Source organism: Vibrio sp. SG41-7 (assembly GCF_014164465.1).
GTDB classification, from domain to species: Bacteria; Pseudomonadota; Gammaproteobacteria; order Enterobacterales; family Vibrionaceae; genus Vibrio; species Vibrio splendidus.
Map to the genome: position 1 here is coordinate 1 of NZ_JACJFF010000100.1, position 17,831 is coordinate 17,831.

Below are 17,831 nucleotides of genomic sequence, written 5' to 3' on the forward strand. Positions count from 1 at the left end.
ACGAGTAGAATCGTGCATCTGCTCGAGTTGCAGCTTTTGTTGAGGAGTCAGTGTAATTTTCATGGGTCTTAGCATGATCCTGATTTTATCGAAAATCAAGCACCTTCATTGATCACGGGTATAGGTAAGACCTTGAATATCAATGTTACTTCTGAGTACAAGGCGTTTGTTGAGGTGATGGCCCAAAATGCTGGGGCTTCAAGTGCTGGCTATAAGCTTTCTAAAGCTGAAGCACAACATATTCTTTCATCATCGATTCTAGTCACCGTTAACGGCACGAAAGTAAACCGTAACTCTTCGAACGGTTGGCAATATTACCCACTATCTGAGTCTATCGTATTTACAGGGGCAGCTATTCCGACACAAGGCGTTGATATTGTGATTGCTTATCAATATGTAGATGACGCAAAGTAACTATTAGTCCATAAACGAAAGGGCGATAGAATTTAATTCTACCGCCCTTTCGTTTACTCGTTCACTTTTTAACAAAGCACTAAAAGCGGCCTTGATAAGTAAATTGGTATTTACCTTGGCTATCAGGATTGCCCAACCACTTAAGCTGACTCTGCATTGCTGGCGGGAATTCAGCGCCAGGCTTAAACCATGCCGCCGAGGTGTAGCTTTGATTCGGCGTTACGCTCGCCGAGAACTCACTGTCCACTTGAGGGCTCTTCTGAGCACCTTTGGCTGCAATTGTGTTGTCTTCACAGGTTATGTCCGCAATCACAGGGCCAAGGTCTAACGAACCCACTGGCGAGTCGACAGCTGCACCAGACCAAGCAAGCGTACCTTCGCCTGATTGACACCAAGGTTGAGCATGAACCGCATGTTTGATCGTCAGTTCAACTTGTCCGGCAATAGACACTGGCACTGGGATAGCAGGCGCATATTTCATCACGTTGCTGGCTGGCATTGATGCCACTAAGTTTTCCGCGTAAGCACCGCTCATGCTATACCCGACACGTCCTTTACCTGATAAGTTCATGTCGCTGTTGCGGCCAAAGCGAACCGCAAGTTCTGCTTTGGCTTGGAATAGTTTAGAGAACTGGAAGTCCCACTGCACTGAGCCGTAATTGACACGCTGCCACGCAATATTATTAGCGCGACCTTGCCAAACTGTGCCCTCAATACCTTCAATGCTTAAACCACGCACAACGGGTGCATTCTTGAGAACAAAAGCGGCAGGCAAATGCAGCAATAAGCTTACCGAGAAAAAAACGATAAAAATGACGCTGAATAACAGGCCATATTTGAAAGATAAACCGCGTTTCACATTAACCTCGTTTAAACTGTAGTCGGTTGATCTCAATAACCCCAGGGCTATCAGAGCGATCAATATCCATAAACTCAACCTCAACACCCTGCTTTTCTTTCAGGTATGTCAGCCAGTCAACGAACTTATTAAATGGCACAGGCTTAATCCATACTTGCAGCATCTCACCACGTGGTTGTACGCGTATCAGCTCGATGTTAAAACGGCGCATAGAAGCAGGCACAGATTGGTTCAAAGGCTGGCTGGCACTGATACCACCACTGCCTCGTAGTTCAACCACTTGATTCGCTTTGTCCGTTACCCAAGCAAGAAGCTGCTTCTCACTTTGAATACGACTTTGTGCAAGCTCAGCTCGTTGGCTAAGTGGTTGTATTAATCCCCAATAGACAACGCCCAGTATCAATAAAATAGAACAACCAATGACTAATCGTTGTTCCCGCTGACTTATTGAAGTCCACCACGCTTGGAGTGGTTCAATCATATTTCTCATCACTGATCTCCTTACGCAGGTTATTGATGGGGTTTAAGAGTAAAACTGCCAAATACGGCATCGCCATTACGGTTCAATGGCCCTTGCTCAACGACAAACTTCTCTTCGAGTTTCACCCTTGCGGTCTCAAAGTGTTGGAAGTCAGAACTTTTAGCCTGCAGTCGAACCTCAGAACGGTTGCCATCGTAGCGAATGCTTTCAACTTCGATCGTCTTCACTTGCCCTAAGGTTTCAGGCAGCAAAGCTAACCAACCAAGTAAGGAATCACCTTCGCCTGAACCACCGTATTTCTTAGCTTCGTCGTTCATCTGACGCTTGAGGTAACTCACGGTCGGAATGCGTTGTTTGCCAGGCAGCACAGCTCTAAAGATACGCTCACTCTCCATGCGGTAGGCTTGTGCTTGCGCTTCGTATTGCTGAACCTTCAACACTTGCTGAGTCACAATCACGGCCACCAGCAAACAAGCAGCAATCGCGACTTTCTGCCATACGCGCCAATATTTACTGAATGAAGATTTGGTTTTAAAGGTGCCAGTCAGTAAATTTACGCCGCTTGTGATCGCTTGTTGGCTCAACAAAGACATCACCAATTCCGCAGGCTTTGCTTGCCACTCGAGACCGCTTTGCTGTTGAACGTCGTCGTTCGGCATCGCGGTGTAGCTGAAGATAGTCGTCGCTTGCTCTTCGTCATCAGCAACAACCCAATCACTTTGCAAAAACATCGGTAACCATGCTTCGCTGATTGATACGGCTTGATAGTTACCTTGACGTTGAGAGTGACCTTGGCGTAATAACCAATGTTGGTCGATCTGTAATGCACTGATGCCTTGATCTTCCAAAGGCACGGCTAGTGTATCTGGTAGCACCTTGCGGAAGATTATATTGGCTTCGCGAAACAGGTCTAAAGCTTGTTTTAACCATTCACGATCCACACCACACACGGTAGCGTGAGTGGCTTCTTTATCTAAAATAGTCAGGTGTAAGTCTTCGATATCTTGTGCGACTTCGTCTTCTAATAAGAACGGCAGCATAGAATCAAACTGGCGAGCAGCACCTTTCGGGATCTCAACACGCTTAATTAAGCATTCACTTCCCGGCAATAAAGCGATACAGCTGCGCTTTTCAGCGTAAGGCGTTAACTCGTCAAGCTGATCCCAGCTAGACAGTTCACCGCTTGCTATCACTTCTTGTTGGCTTGTCGACCAAACTAACCACTGCACAGGGCTTTGTGGTTCGCTACTCAGTCGAACGGTCAGAAACTCGCTCACTGATTCCTCCAAAACGACGGCGTACTACCGTCACTGTTTCTCGATTACTACTATAGAAAAGCGTCCGTATACGTACACGTGACTGCTCAACTAATACCTCTGCATCTAGCTCAAAATAGGCGCTATCTACAGTTAAATATGCTTTCGCTTTCTTGCTGACTTCGGCACTCACACTAACAATGGCAGGTTCAGCCATGAAAGCATCCACCGTATCCCAGCCATCAAATGGGCGTTTGTCTATCAGCTGTTTGGCATCCGATTCACTTAAGCCGGGCGCAAACATCGCTTCCAATAACGGCGCTTGCTTTTCCGTGAGAGTATTCACATTCAAGCGGAAATCATCGGTTGGCAGAGCGCAAACAAATGGGCGAACCTTATTCATCACTTCACCAGTGACCTGATAAACCGCTCGTAGCTCCGATTCATCGGCCATTAAGCCATTCGCCGCCAAATAAGAGGGCTTCATCGCTTCATACGTGCTGTCTTCTACACCAGACGAAGAGGTGGTTCGTGTATCCGCATCAACAAATTCCCACGTTGAATTTGCGATAACCTCAGCCTGATAAGGCTCAACGTCTTGGTTTTCCAATAAGGTTTGCCAAACCGTGATTAAATAAGGAGTCTGGTTACTTGAAGTGGTCGCCACTCCGGCTAAGGCATTAAGATTAAAACATGCCTGAGCATCAACAATGCGGCCCTTAACTTGGCCATAATCCAATGGGTATACCTGCTCTTCTAACGCCCATGGTTGGCTTAGGTTCACGGTATCACTGTCTTTGTAACTTTGCCTAATACCGTCTTGCACAAGCGCTTCCACACCAATGCTATACCAGTAAGCCTGTTGGTAATTCAGTTGGTTACCAACGCGCTTGAATTGCGTAAACAAACGCTCGGACATGCTGCCAGCAATGGTTGCCATGATCGCCAATAGCATCAAAATAATGATCAGCGCGACACCACGTTGTTTACGTCCCAAGGCTGACCTTGTCGCTAAACGCTTATTAGTTCGATGAGTCATTATTCCCCTCACTACTGCCTGAAGAGTCACTGTTTGAAGAATCATCGGCCTGATCTAGAGTGCCACCTGGAGTGAGATAAACACGCTCTATCTCACCATAGTCTTTTAGTGTCAGCTTGAGCCTCACCGCTTTCGGCAGGGACTTATCGGTTTGCCACTCTTTCCCCCAGCGGCTTCCGTCATAAAACTCGAATTCCAAGCTTTCAACATCATCAAGCAGAGGGGTAATCACACCTCCTTGGCCTGCAGGTGTATCGGGATAACGCCACCATACACGCTCAAGTGTTTCTTCTTTAATGCGGTAACCAACCTTCGTGACTTCACCGCGAGGAAACTGCTGTTGTGGGTTGTGCCAACCTAGGCGAGTAAACATGATGCCTACACTGTCAGAATCCAATAAATACTCTTTCATTAAGATCAGCTTAGATGATGCTTCTTCACCGTTGGTACGAAATTTTCGCACCGCCATCTGGCGAAAATCATTATCTAAAATGACTAAACTTCGTTGCAGTTGGTTCAAACGAGCACTGCGCTCAATAGAGATCTCGTTGCTTCGCTGTACCTGATTAACCACCTGATAAGCCGCCATGCTTAACGTGGCAAAGATAGCGATCGAGACCAAGACTTCAATTAGGGTAAAGCCTCTCCCTTTGGAAGATAGACCTGGTTTACGCGGCGTACGCTTACCTGCTGACACGCTCTTACTTAGCGACACGCTCTTAGTTAGCGAGCTGTTCTTAATTGACAACATGCTCTTAGTTAACCACATGCTCTTAATTGACCACATAACTGCGCACCGTAACGACTGGAGACGCTTTCTTACTGGTTGCCGCACTCACATCAAACGCCTTTAATAAATCATCGCTGGTATCGATAGGGGTAATCTTCCAGAACCACTCTCTTCCCGCTAACTCTTGCGTGCCCTGCGCTTTTTTAAGCTTCTCAGGATGTAGCATGACTAGGGCCATTTGATTATCAACGACCATCGCCGCGAAGGTTTTTTCTTCGAGATAACTGAGCGTATTGATGTGCTGGGTGACGGCACGAATCACACTGATCGCCGCCGTAGCGAAGATAGCCAGCGCAACCAATACTTCAAGCAGAGTCATTCCTCGAGAACCAAGAGGCATACCACGAGAACGATAAAGAGAACGGTTATTCTTCTTCATCTTCTTCTCCCGGCTCTAGCAGTCGAATCTCACCCTTATCCAATACTCGAATGCGCCAACCATCTTGTATAGTGTCACCCGTGTTTGGGTAAAACGACAGTACAAATGGCGTCATTTCAGCACTCGACAAGATGTAAACCTGTGGTGGCTTGGGCTTCTTTTCCTCTTCCAGATCCGCAAACATGTCTTCATCAAATAAGCTTCCTGGATTAAAAAGACGATCATCGTCTTCCCACGCGCCACCACCTAATGTCAGCGACAGTGCCAGTTCTTCCGGTAATTCAGTTGAAGAAGGGATCTTTTCGAACTCCGTTTCTTGCCAGCCATCAGACTTCAAAGTCATCAGAACGTAAGTCGATTTTTTTTCATCAACACGAACACCAAAATCTAAGCCACTCAAAATAGCCTCTTCATTGAGTAGCTGAATTCGCTGATAAAAGCTTTGAGCGTATTTTTTAGCAACATCTTTGCTATTGGTAGGGATGGTCGAGATCACCGCGACCGCCGATACTGACAGTAATACCAACACCAAAAGAATCTCAATCAAGGTGAAACCTGGCTGTGTTTGCTTAGTTTTCACCTTGTAGACTCCATTTTTTGCGTACTACCATCAATAACGTATCAAGCGACAACAAGCCGAAGCTTATTGGAAGTCCTGCATGTTCCAGTTGCCGATATCCGCAGCAATACCTTCACCACCTTCTTGACCATCTGCGCCAAGAGTAAAGATATCAATTGTGCCGTTATCACCAGGACTTAGGTATTGGTACTCATTGCCCCATGGGTCGTTAGGTAGACGCTTGATGTAACCGCCGTCTCGGTAGTTACGAGGCTCTGGGCTGCTTGGCTTTGTCACCAACCCGTCAAGGCCTTGATCCGTTGTTGGGTACACGCTGTTATCCAGCTTGTACATGTCGAGCGCGTTCTCTAGCGCCACGATATCAGTGATGGCTTTTTGTTGATCCGCCTTCTCTTTGTTGCCCAACAGGTTAGGTACAACAAAACTTGCTAGAACACCAAGGATAACGACAACAACCATGACTTCTAATAGGGTAAAGCCTGACTGTTTTTTCATTTTATTTTTCATTATTTTCTCCAAATTACAGATAGCGAGTTAAGGGGAATGATGTCCTTCTTCTCGATAATCCAAAAACTAACGTCTGATGAGCAGCAGGTTAACCACTCATTAAATTGTTCATTTCAAGCATTGGCATCAGCGTCGCCATCACGATAAACAGCACTAAGCCAGCCATCAACGCAATAAGCGCTGGGGTAAAAATGCCTAACGCGATATTGACCGTCGATTCAAAGCTTTGATCCTGGTTATCTGCCGCTCTTGTCAGCATCTGTTCCAATTGGCCACTCTGCTCACCACTGGCGATCATATGCAGCATCATCGGGGGAAAGAGTTTGGTTTGATCAAGCGCTTTACGCAGGCTTGCCCCTTCTCTAACGCTATCTGATGCCTGTAATACTTGTTGTTTCACGTGATGATTCGACATCACATCTACCGCGACCTTCATCCCTTCAAGGATAGGAATCGCACTAGAGGTACAGATAGAAAGTGTTCGTGCAAAGCGAGAGGTGTTGATCCCTTTCGCTATCTTGCCGATCAGCGGGATGCTCAATAATTTGCGATCCCAGCTCATGCGAACGCCCGGCTTTTTCAGTGCAGTCTTAACCAACACAATCACACCAATGGTCAACACCAGTAATTGGATGCCCCAATTCTGGATAAATTCACTCGATGCTAATAAAAATTGTGTCGACTGAGGAAGCTCTTGTCCCATTTGGATAATAGGCTCAACGATCTTAGGCACTACCGTTGCCAGTAGGAACGACACAATCGTCACCGCAAACACCACCAGCACGATTGGGTAGATCATCGCTTGCAGCAACTTAGAACGCATCTTCTGACGGTTTTCTGCGTAGTCAGCCAATCGTTCCAATACCGCATCGAGGTGTCCTGACTTCTCACCAGCAGCAACCATGGCTCTGAATAGCTCATCGAAGATATGGGGATAATCAGACAAGCTGTCTGCTAACGAATAACCTTCAGTCACCTTAGATCTCACCGCGAGTAGCATGGTGCGAATACGAGGTTTCTCAGACTGTTCGGCAACAGCTTTCAAACACTCTTCCAACGGCATACCAGATTGAACGAGCGTGGATATTTGACGAGTAATAAGCGCAAGATCAGGTGTACTGATGCCGCGTTTAAAGCTGGTCGATGGCTGAGCACCTTTTGCTGTTTTTGCTTTAGCCTCGGTCATCTCAACCGGCATCAAGCCAAGTTCTTTGATTCTTTGGCGAGCCTGACGAGCATTATCTGCTTCAATTGAGCCTTTTTTACTTTTGCCTTTGGCATCCAGTGCTTTGTATTCAAATGCCGCCATACTAGACTTCCTTGGTCACGCGCATCACTTCTTCTAGGGAAGTTACCCCTTTCAGAACTTTGCTCAAGCCATCATCTCGAATACTTGGTGTTGTGCCACGAATTGCTTTATCAATCGCCTGCTCACCCGCTTCACTGTGAATCAGCTCTTGTACTGAGTCATCAATCATCAGCAGCTCATGAATACCAGTACGACCTCGATAACCCTTATGGCCACACTCTTCACAACCTTTGGCATGGTAAAGCGTCAGGCTTTCTTTCTTCTTCAACCCAAACAGTTTCTTCTGCTCTTTATCGGCTTCATAAGGTTCTTTACATTCGTTACATAAGGTACGAACCAAGCGCTGAGCCAAAACACCCAGCAGTGAAGAAGAGATCAAGAAAGGTTCAATGCCCATATCACGCAGACGTGTAATCGCACCGACTGCAGTATTGGTATGCAGAGTCGACATAACTAAGTGACCTGTCAAAGAGGCCTGGACAGCGATCTCTGCGGTCTCCAAGTCACGGATCTCACCAATCATAACCACATCAGGATCTTGACGAAGAATGGCACGTAAACCACGCGCAAAGGTCATATCAACCTTAGGGTTCACTTGTGTTTGACCAATGCCATCGATATCGAATTCGATCGGGTCTTCAACGGTTAAAATGTTTCGTTCATTGCTGTTGAGTTCTTGCAGACCAGCGTACAGGGTCGTCGATTTACCTGAACCTGTCGGGCCGGTCACCAAGATAATGCCGTGTGGGCGCTGAATCAGCTTACGGAAGTTTTCATGGTTTTCTGCTGTCATACCTAAACTGTGCAAGTCTAGACGAGTGGCGTTTTTGTCCAACAGACGCATTACCACACGCTCACCGTGCGAAGAAGGCATGGTTGAAACACGAACATCAACCGCTCGGCCACCGATACGCAGAGAGATACGGCCATCTTGTGGCACGCGTTTTTCCGCAATATCCAGTTTAGCCATAACCTTGACACGTGAAACCAATAGCGGAGCCAGTTTACGGCTTGGCGCTAGAACATCACGCAGCACACCATCAACTCGGAAACGGATACAAAGTGACTTTTCAAAGGTTTCGATGTGTATATCCGAAGCACCCTCTTTGATCGCCTCACCCAGCATCGCATTGATTAACTTGATGATTGGTGCATCATCTTCTGATTCAAGTAAGTCTTCGTCTTGAGGCAGTTCTTCCGCTAGTGAGAAGAAATCATCACTATCAGCACCAATGTCTTCCATGAGCTGACGAGCTTCTGACGAGTCACGCTGATAAGCATCGGTCAGTTTTTTATCAAACTCATCGAGAGTAATCGCTTGTGGCGTAAAACCATTTTTCACCACTCGACTCACTTCAATGATCGCCGCCGATTTCAGTGGCTCAACATAATAAAGTATCGGTGCGCGCTCTGGATGTTGATACTCCAACACCATCTTATAGCGATTCGCAAAGCTAAACGGCAAGCGCTGATAAGTACGTGCCGCCCCTACCAATTCAGCCATTATTCTTGTTCCATTTGATCGATGAAGGCTTGAATTTCAGCCGGGTGATTCATGTCGGCACCAAATTTAGGCAATACCGGGATGTTATCGTCTGCCATTAATTTCAGTCCTTGCTCAGCCTTGTACAACTGCTCAGCACGGATGAAGTTGTATTTACGCTGAGTGATACCATCGGCTGTCATGCCATCGCGAATAATGGTTGGTTTGATGAAGATCATTAGGTTCTTTTTCTCAACCTGAGTACTGGTTGATTTAAACAAATGCCCAATTACTGGAATATCGCCCAAAAATGGGACCTTAGATTCACTTTCAAGCGCGCGCTCATCAATCAGACCACCAAGCACCAACATTTGGCCATCTTGAACAATCACTGACGTATTTAGCTGACGCTTAGCAAAACGTACATCAACCGCACCGTTCGCACCTAATACGTTAGAGACTTCTTGCTCTATTTGCAGCTGAACAGAGTCACCTTCGTTGATTTGTGGCACCACTTTAAGCTTGATACCCACTTCTTTACGATCGACCGTTTGGAATGGGTTATCATTACTTGAGCCCGCAGTTGACCCCGTTAGAACCGGAACCTCTTCACCCACAATGAACGACGCTTCGCCGTTATCCATCACGGTGATACTTGGAGAAGATAGGATATTTGAATTTGAATCAGTCGCTACTGCACTGATCAAGGCAGTCCAGTCGCCCATTACCACGCTCATTGCCGCGCCATTAACACCAGAAAGAGCGGTGGCTAAGGTTGAATAGTCGCCAGATTCAGTCACGCTATATGGAACTCGATTGCCATCATTATCAGTATAATATTCAGTACTAGTTTGGTCCTCTGCTTCTTCCATGCCAATCATGACCTGACCAACCGATGCACCAGTGTTGCTGTACTGAATCATAGCACCCGTTTCTAGGTTACCCCATTGCACACCAAGATTAACACCGTCACCTTCTGCCATCTCGACAATTAGGGCTTCAATCAATACTTGAGCACGACGAATATCCAGCTGTGCGATCACATCTTGCAAAGCATTCATGATGTCTGGCTGTGCGGTAATCACTAAAGAGTTGGTGTCACTGTGAGCGGAGATCATCACTTGGTTACGTTGCGATGAGCTGCCTTTGGTTGAAGATTGCTTTTCTGATTGCAGGTTGTCCGACACGCCTTTCAGCACATCAACTAAATCTTCTGCTTTTGCGTACTTAAGGTAAATAACTTGGTTGTTGCCCTTGGTTGCCATTTCAACATCAAGCTGTTCAATCAGCCTTCTTAAACGGCTACGTACTTTAGGGTCGCCTGAGATAAGAATCGCGTTGGTACGCTCATCAGCAACTAATTTAGGTTGTAGGAAGGCAGGTGTATTTTTAGCATCTGTGGTTTTGCTTAACGCATCAACGATACGTACCATTTCTGCCGCAGAAGCATTCTTTAGCTCAACGACTTCAATCTCTTTATCACCCGCTTGGTCAACGCGCTTGATGATTTCAGCTAAACGGTTTACTACCGCCGCTCGGCCTGTAATAAGGATGATGTTGGCTGGGTCGTAGTGCACAACGTTACCCGCGCCTGCATTGTCGTTTAGTTGACGAAGCAGAGGAGAAAGTTCACGCACCGAGACATTACGAACCGTCACAACACGTGTCACCACATTGTCGCCTTTGATCGTGTCACTGTCTCCAACGACTGGAATTGCCGATGTTTTCGAATCTTTGGCCTTGATGATCTTAAGAACACCCGAGTCCATTTCGACAACCGCGTAGCCATACACTTCCAATACGTTTAGGAAGAAGCTGTAATATTGCTCTTCATTGAGTACGTCGTAGCTGCGTACATCGATTTTTCCGCGCACCGAAGGGTCAACGATGATCGTCTTCTCTAGGTTACGACCAACAATATTAATAAACTCTTGAATATCAGTGCCTTTAAAGCTGGCACTAAAATCACTCGCGATGGCTGCGGGTGTGCAGATTAAGCTTCCTGCCAATAACCATGCACTTTTCTTAAACCAATGCTTCACGTACTTCTCCTACACTTTCGTCCTTCGTTAGACGCAAAGTTTTAAAATTCAATAAACACTTCATGTTGTTGACCATCTCTCTCGACGACGAGGTTTAGCTCTGTCAGCTCTGAGATAGAACGGAATATGTTGCCCATAGCAGCAGGGTCTGTCAGGTCTTGTCCATTTAACTGAGTGGCAATATCTCCGTTTTGGAGCCCAACAGAGTTAAAAAGTTCTGAATCTTTGCCAGGGCTCACACGATAACCAATCACTTTATCGTCGCGTTTCACCTGAGACAGTCGAACATATTGGAAGATTTGTTGCGGATCTTTCATTATCTTCGCTTTAATTTCATCTAGCTTCTCTTCTGCAGAAGCTGGGTTGTTGCCACGCACAGAAGAAGAGGTACGAGGTGGCGCAGGCGCTGATACAGACAAACGCTTGTACTCAATACCTTCAAGCATCAGGGTTTCGTCTCGCCCAGAGTTATCGATGATCACACGATCGACTAATACGGCCTTGAGCTTAGCTCTAGTGCCTTCAATCTCTTCGTTAATTCCGTAGGTCGCTTGTGTGCCGCGATTGGCAATCACAGCCAAGCTCAGTTTTGGATTAGAACTGGCTACTGCACCCACCAAAACGAGATTCAGTCGCGTCTTTGGCGCATCTTGGATAACTTGCTGCTCAACCACAGCAGGCGTGGTTGGGTTATAAGCACCAAACATGTTGCTCTGCTGCAAAGAAGAGATATCAAGAGTCGATTGAGGCGTTGAAGACGAGGAAGCCGTTGCTACCCATGGCACCACGGTTTGCTCAGCAGGTTCAATAAACCATGCAAGCTGTCCTAAAATCCATGCGGAAGCTGCGATCAACACACAACAAAGAACAAGGCTCAGTTTCTGCTGGAGTAAAAATCCATTCTCTAAAAATCGGCTCAGCACCGGAGAGTTATCCATGCGAAGTTTGAGCTCTAAAAAGTTCACGTTCCCTAACCCTTTCTATAACGAATAAAGCTGTAACCTACTAAACTATCAGCTTTTTTGTTCATACATTCTGTTCCAGCTTATTAAAAGCATAAGATCCTGAACTATATCATAGCAAATCTATAAATCGGCATTACCTGAGCTATTTTGTAATCTTCCTTGAAAAAAAAGCCAATCGCCTCCACATAAGCTTCTACTAAATGTGATAAGCGTCATCAAACAAAATAAGTTGCATGCTGTGAATAACAGTTAAACCGCATTCATTTCTAACTGAAAAGGCACTGTCCTATATGAAAACGACTAATGAAGCTGTCAGACTCGATAAATGGTTGTGGGCAGCACGCTTTTATAAAACTCGTTCGATTGCTCGCAACATGGTCGATGGTGGCAAAGTCCACTATAATGGTCAGCGCAGCAAACCCAGCAAAATCGTAGAACTTGGGGCAGTGATTACCCTGCGCCAAGGGAATGAAGAAAAGACGGTCACCATAGAGAAAATATCCGCACACCGTGGCGGGGCGCCAGTCGCTCAAACCCTCTATGAAGAAACCACCGAAAGCTTGGCAAAAAGAGAAGAGTTTGCACAACAACGCAAACTGAATGCTCATAGCCCAGCACCAGAACGTCGCCCAGATAAAAAGCAACGTCGTGACATCATCAAGTTCAAGACTCAATAAGCTAGAAGGAATAGCCAAATGGCAGACCCAATGTCTACAAGTAATGTTTTAAATCGCTACCTATTTGAAGACCTATCAGTACGTGGTGAATTGGTACAGATGGACGAAGCGTACCAACAGATTATTTCTAGCAAGGAATACCCAGCTCCAGTACAAAAGCTGTTGGGTGAGCTACTGGTTTCAACGACGCTACTAACGGCGACGCTAAAGTTTGAAGGTTCTATCACGATGCAACTGCAAGGTGATGGCCCAGTATCTCTCGCTGTTATTAATGGCGATAACGATCAGAAGATTCGTGGTGTTGCGCGCTTTGACGGTGACATTGCTGACGACGCTGGGCTGCACGACCTTATGGGTAAAGGCCACCTAGTGATCACTATCGATCCTAAAAAAGGTGAGCGTTACCAAGGTATCGTTGGTCTTGAAGGTGACACTCTAGCTGAAGTCCTTGAAGGTTACTTCGCAAACTCTGAACAGCTAAAGACTCGTCTATGGCTACGTACGGGTGAACATGAAGGCAAAGCACACGCTGCGGGTATGTTGCTGCAAGTTATGCCAGACGGCACCGGTACGCCAGATGACTTCGAGCACCTGGAGCAGTTAACTGACACGGTTAAAAACGAAGAGCTATTCTCTCTAGAAGCGAATGATTTGTTGTACCGCCTATATAACCAAGAGAAGGTTCAGGTATTTACCCCTCAACCTGTCGAGTTCTTCTGTGGTTGTTCTCGTGAACGCAGTGGTGCCGCTATCATTACCGTTGCTCAAGAGGAGATCTACGACATCTTGAGTACGGAAGGTAGTGTTGCTCTTCACTGTGATTACTGTGGCACAAACTACTCGTTCGATAAGGGCGACGTTGATGCACTGTACGCAGAAGCAGCAGATAAAGGCGACAATACGGTTCATTAATTTACAGCGTACCAAAAACACGTAATTTACCCCAAAAAGGTCAGCACTCAGCTGGCCTTTTTTGTGATCAAAATAGCGCAAAGCCCGTAACATCTCGTAATAAAATCACCGCTTAATTTTAATCAATTAATAATGTTCTCGCCCCTAGCGCAAAGGTTTGCGTACAGGATAGACTAGTCGGGCCAATATGTGACGAGACGCTTAAAACCCCACGGTTAATATGGATATTTTTTGAGCTGTATCCCTGTTTCCCCCGAGCCTCGTTGCTAGCATGGTGAGCAGATAACAATAAAAAATTAATACAAAATCCCTACAAAATATCCTACAAGGAGCACCTATGACCGTTATGGAACATACTAAGGCTGCACAAATTGATCTAACTAAGCACGGACTGACTGGCGTTACTGAAGTTCTTCGTAATCCTAGCTACGAGCAGTTATTCGTTGAAGAAACACTGCCAGGTTTGGAAGGCTACGAAAAAGGCGTAGTAACGGAACTAGGCTCTGTTGCGGTTGACACTGGTATCTTTACTGGCCGCTCACCAAAAGATAAGTACATTGTTAAAGATGACACTACGCGCGATACCATGTGGTGGTCAGATCAAGGCAAAAATGACAACAAACCGATTACAACTGAAGTATGGAGTGAGCTGAAAGAGCTTGTGACAACTCAGCTATCTGGCAAGCGCCTGTTTGTCATCGACGGTTATTGTGGTGCTAACCCAGATACGCGTTTAAGTGTGCGTATTATCACTGAAGTAGCGTGGCAAGCGCACTTCGTTAAGAACATGTTCATTCGTCCAACTGACGAAGAGCTAGCAACGTTCGAACCTGATTTCGTGGTAATGAACGGTGCTAAAACAACGAACCCTAACTGGGAAAAGCAGGGTCTAAACTCTGAAAACTTCGTTGCTTTCAACCTAACAGAGCGCGTTCAAATCATCGGTGGTACTTGGTACGGCGGTGAGATGAAGAAAGGCATGTTCGCAATGATGAACTACCTGCTTCCTCTGCAAGGCATTGCTTCAATGCACTGTAGTGCAAACGTTGGCGAAGAAGGCGACGTAGCTGTATTCTTCGGCCTATCAGGTACCGGTAAAACAACCCTATCAACCGATCCTAAGCGTGAGCTAATCGGTGATGATGAGCACGGTTGGGATGACGATGGTATCTTCAACTTCGAAGGTGGTTGTTACGCGAAGACGATTCGTCTATCTAAAGAAGCAGAACCAGAAATCTACAATGCAATCCGTCGCGATGCACTGCTAGAAAACGTAACGGTTCGTGGTGATGGTTCTATCGATTTCGATGACGGTTCAAAAACAGAGAACACTCGTGTTTCTTACCCGATTCACCACATCGACAACATTGTTAAGCCAGTATCAAAAGCAGGTCACGCTCAAAAAGTTATCTTCCTAACAGCGGATGCGTTTGGTGTGCTACCACCAGTATCTAAGCTGACTCCGGAGCAAACTAAGTACCACTTCCTATCTGGCTTCACAGCTAAGCTAGCAGGTACAGAGCGCGGTATTACTGAACCAACACCAACGTTCTCTGCGGCATTTGGTGCGGCATTCTTAACTCTTCACCCAACTCAGTACGCTGAAGTGCTTGTGAAGCGTATGGAAGCGGCTGGCGCTGAAGCTTACCTAGTGAACACAGGTTGGAATGGCACAGGCAAACGTATCTCAATCCAAGATACTCGCGGCATCATCGACGCTATCCTAGATGGCTCAATCGACCAAGCTGAAACTAAGGTTATCCCTATGTTTAACCTAGAAGTACCGCTAGCGTTGCACGATGTTGACCCAGCGATTCTTGACCCACGAGATACTTACACTGACCCACTACAATGGGAAAGCAAAGCGAAAGATCTAGCAGAGCGCTTCATCAACAACTTTGATAAGTACACAGACAATGCTGAAGGTAAGTCACTGGTTGCGGCAGGTCCTCAACTAGACTAACCCAACATCTGCTCGGGCTTAGCCAAAAGCGAACGCCCAATTTAAAATGATATTTTTGTAGCAAGCCCCTCTTTTGAGGGGCTTTTTTGTTGCTGCTTGCCCCTTTTTGTTCCACTCTGTTTTGAGACTATTGAAATTTAAGGCTTTCAGGGAATGAAAAAGGTATTCATGGTGATTGGCATTGTGGTTGCCATCATCGTTGCGACTATCGCAGCGTTGTTATTAAGCCTACAAACTCAATACCGATCGGATGTTGCTAACTTTTTTATCAAGCATACGCTTGAACAACCTGTACTCATTGAAGACGTTGAGTATCAAGCGCCTTATCACATCACCTTGATGGGCATTACCCAAAGCCAACCTGATAAACAAAAACCTCTCTATATCGACAAGATCGATCTTTGGTTCAGTCCCAGCTCGATTACAGAAGCTAAACTGGTCTTGGACTCCGTCTTGATCAGTGGCCTACAATTGGAGGTAAGCGATCTAGAGACATTCACGCCGTTATTCACCCAACCAAACATCAAGCTCCGCCAGCTAGCCATCAATAATCTCGACTTTTCGACCCCAGACTTTAATGCACGAGGCATCGACCTCCAGATCTCCGATCCAACGTGGGATGACAACAACACATTGCTGCCTTATGGCAAAATCCAACTCTCAGCCACGCAGCTGTATTGGCAAGGAGAAGCCTTCGATAACCTGTTGTTTGACCTAGACTTAAAACCTAGCGACAGCACGCTTTATGGCGCTTCATTTGACTGGCGCGGTGCCAAGATTTCAGGACAAGCAGAGCAGTATCAGCAAGATTGGTCGTTGGTGAATGTGACCGTCGATGGCTTGCGACTCAATCAGAAACAGACCCAAAGCCTACTAAGCAAAGAGTGGGATGTAGCCGGTATTCAGGTCAATCACATCAATAGCTTAGATATTCTGCGCAGCGACGTGGAATGGCAAGATGGTCACCTCGCAGCTTTTGATGCCTCACTAGAAAATATCCAACTGCCTTTTGAGCTGTGGAAGCAACAGAAAGCCATTTTCTCTCTGCAAGCAGAGGGAGTGACCATTGATGATGACATGTTCATAGAGCCAAGTATCAAGCTCAATTTAGATCCGAACCAGATTCTGATTGAAGATTTCTATACTCAATTCTTACAAGGCAGTATTCAACTTAATGGCGAAGTCACCCCTAGCAGTATTCAATTAGCGCAGCTCGACCTGCAAGGCATAAAGTGGATTACGGAAAGCCAAGATAAAGTTCTACCATCCGCTCGCCTATTGCCTTGGCTGACACAGCTTCAGCAAGCCTCTATTGACCGACTTAATATAGAACGTAGCCAACTTATCCAACTCGCAAACAAACCTTACTGGCAGGTCTCAGGGCTGCATGTCGAAGGACATCAGGTTCAACTGCTGCAACAGAGAAAGTTAGGACTGTGGCAAGGCAAGTTGATGGTTAGCGCCAACGATGCCAGCTATCAAAATATTGTCAGTGTTCAACCCGTGGTTGAAATGAATAGCGAACAAGGGAAATGGACTCTAACACGCCTGTTTATGCCACTAAAGCACGGCTATATTGAAGCCAACGCGACACTCGACTTCAACCAAATCAGTAAGCCATGGAGCTTAGATATCTCTGCCGATGGATTACCCATAGCACCCATGCTGCAGCAACTCGAATTACCGCTCGATGCAACCGGCTATGGTGAGTTTGAACTTCAAGCCGCAGGCTTGTATGGCGATTCCTTGATGCTCGGTTACTCAACCACAGGGCAACTCACTGGCAGTGTTCGCCAAGGTGTGATGACCTTTAACGATAAGCTTTCTGAAACATCGACTGATAACGTGTTTGAAATCCCAGAGCTTAATGCGAATTTTGACCGTGGTCGCTTCACTCTCGAACCAATGCACATTATTGGTGCATCCTCAGCAGAGCAAGGTACACAAAGAGTTCAAACGCTCAACGGTGAGGTCTCTGGAGAGCTCGATTTGCTAGAAACTAGCAAACACACTCTATCCATTTCGTTATCGGACCAATGCCATCAAATCTCAGGAAAGCTCACCCAACCTGAGTATTCCGAGATTAACGACTGCCAACAAAAAAGCGCCACTCCACAGGAGTAGCGCCTTGTATCTGTATCTGTATCTGTATCTGTATCTGTATCTGTATCTGTT

At 46.2% G+C, this 17,831-nt stretch carries 17 protein-coding genes; 5 read left to right on the plus strand and 12 right to left on the minus strand.

Features of this window, described 5'->3' with window-relative positions:
• The first annotated feature begins 132 nt into the window (after positions 1 to 132).
• A complete protein-coding gene (locus H5300_RS20145; RefSeq protein ID WP_259397819.1) occupies positions 133 to 414 on the plus strand; it encodes a hypothetical protein in 282 nt (93 codons plus the stop codon).
• Between the two features lie 79 nt (positions 415 to 493).
• Here H5300_RS20145 and H5300_RS20150 read toward each other — a convergent pair whose 3' ends face one another.
• From H5300_RS20150 to gspC, 12 genes are all read right to left on the minus strand, one after another.
• Complete coding sequence (locus H5300_RS20150; RefSeq protein WP_182796709.1) at positions 494 to 1,273, minus strand: type II secretion system protein N; 780 nt, start codon at positions 1,271 to 1,273, stop codon at positions 494 to 496.
• Between the two features lies 1 nt (position 1,274).
• A complete protein-coding gene (locus tag H5300_RS20155) occupies positions 1,275 to 1,763 on the minus strand; it encodes a type II secretion system protein M (protein WP_017081685.1) in 489 nt (162 codons plus the stop codon).
• Between the two features lie 20 nt (positions 1,764 to 1,783).
• Positions 1,784 to 3,031, minus strand: a complete 1,248-nt coding sequence (gspL, locus tag H5300_RS20160) for a type II secretion system protein GspL (RefSeq protein ID WP_182796710.1) — start codon at positions 3,029 to 3,031, stop codon at positions 1,784 to 1,786.
• Entirely contained in the window at positions 3,000 to 4,049 is a 1,050-nt protein-coding gene (gene gspK / locus H5300_RS20165) for a type II secretion system minor pseudopilin GspK (RefSeq protein ID WP_182796711.1), read from the minus strand. The genes gspL and gspK overlap by 32 nt, the downstream gene beginning before the upstream one ends.
• Positions 4,033 to 4,836 carry a type II secretion system minor pseudopilin GspJ gene (gene gspJ, locus H5300_RS20170; RefSeq protein WP_182796712.1) on the minus strand — a complete coding sequence of 268 codons (804 nt, stop codon included), beginning with the start codon at positions 4,834 to 4,836 and terminating at the stop codon, positions 4,033 to 4,035. Before gspJ ends, gspK begins: the two co-directional genes overlap by 17 nt.
• Positions 4,823 to 5,218 carry a type II secretion system minor pseudopilin GspI gene (gspI, locus tag H5300_RS20175; RefSeq protein ID WP_182796713.1) on the minus strand — a complete coding sequence of 132 codons (396 nt, stop codon included), beginning with the start codon at positions 5,216 to 5,218 and terminating at the stop codon, positions 4,823 to 4,825. The genes gspJ and gspI overlap by 14 nt, the downstream gene beginning before the upstream one ends.
• On the minus strand, positions 5,205 to 5,798 hold the full coding sequence (gene gspH / locus H5300_RS20180; RefSeq protein ID WP_182796714.1) for a type II secretion system minor pseudopilin GspH: 594 nt from the start codon (positions 5,796 to 5,798) through the stop codon (positions 5,205 to 5,207). The genes gspI and gspH overlap by 14 nt, the downstream gene beginning before the upstream one ends.
• A 63-nt stretch (positions 5,799 to 5,861) precedes the next feature.
• Positions 5,862 to 6,305 (minus strand): type II secretion system major pseudopilin GspG, encoded by a 444-nt coding sequence (gene gspG, locus H5300_RS20185; RefSeq protein WP_004735601.1) that lies wholly within the window; start codon positions 6,303 to 6,305, stop codon positions 5,862 to 5,864.
• Positions 6,306 to 6,393: 88 nt separating this feature from the next.
• Positions 6,394 to 7,614 carry a type II secretion system inner membrane protein GspF gene (gene gspF / locus H5300_RS20190; protein ID WP_004735600.1) on the minus strand — a complete coding sequence of 407 codons (1,221 nt, stop codon included), beginning with the start codon at positions 7,612 to 7,614 and terminating at the stop codon, positions 6,394 to 6,396.
• Position 7,615: 1 nt separating this feature from the next.
• Positions 7,616 to 9,118 (minus strand): type II secretion system ATPase GspE, encoded by a 1,503-nt coding sequence (gene gspE, locus H5300_RS20195; RefSeq protein ID WP_004735599.1) that lies wholly within the window; start codon positions 9,116 to 9,118, stop codon positions 7,616 to 7,618.
• A complete protein-coding gene (gspD, locus tag H5300_RS20200) occupies positions 9,118 to 11,139 on the minus strand; it encodes a type II secretion system secretin GspD (RefSeq protein ID WP_182796715.1) in 2,022 nt (673 codons plus the stop codon). The genes gspE and gspD overlap by 1 nt, the downstream gene beginning before the upstream one ends.
• 41 nt (positions 11,140 to 11,180) lie before the next feature.
• The gene (gene gspC, locus H5300_RS20205) at positions 11,181 to 12,077 is read right to left on the minus strand and encodes a type II secretion system protein GspC (protein ID WP_029222215.1); all 897 of its coding nucleotides are present in this window, start codon (positions 12,075 to 12,077) and stop codon (positions 11,181 to 11,183) included.
• Positions 12,078 to 12,394: 317 nt separating this feature from the next.
• Between gspC and hslR the strand changes: the two genes are divergently transcribed.
• The 4 genes from hslR to H5300_RS20225 all read left to right on the plus strand — a co-directional run bounded on the left by hslR (position 12,395) and on the right by H5300_RS20225 (position 17,780).
• The gene (gene hslR / locus H5300_RS20210; RefSeq protein ID WP_004735595.1) at positions 12,395 to 12,781 is read left to right on the plus strand and encodes a ribosome-associated heat shock protein Hsp15; all 387 of its coding nucleotides are present in this window, start codon (positions 12,395 to 12,397) and stop codon (positions 12,779 to 12,781) included.
• A gap of 18 nt (positions 12,782 to 12,799) precedes the next feature.
• On the plus strand, positions 12,800 to 13,693 hold the full coding sequence (hslO, locus tag H5300_RS20215; RefSeq protein WP_065607309.1) for an Hsp33 family molecular chaperone HslO: 894 nt from the start codon (positions 12,800 to 12,802) through the stop codon (positions 13,691 to 13,693).
• A 337-nt stretch (positions 13,694 to 14,030) separates the two neighbouring features.
• Positions 14,031 to 15,656, plus strand: a complete 1,626-nt coding sequence (gene pckA / locus H5300_RS20220; RefSeq protein ID WP_004735593.1) for a phosphoenolpyruvate carboxykinase (ATP) — start codon at positions 14,031 to 14,033, stop codon at positions 15,654 to 15,656.
• 153 nt (positions 15,657 to 15,809) lie between these two features.
• Complete coding sequence (locus H5300_RS20225) at positions 15,810 to 17,780, plus strand: AsmA family protein (protein WP_259397829.1); 1,971 nt, start codon at positions 15,810 to 15,812, stop codon at positions 17,778 to 17,780.
• Positions 17,781 to 17,831: the final 51 nt, after the last annotated feature.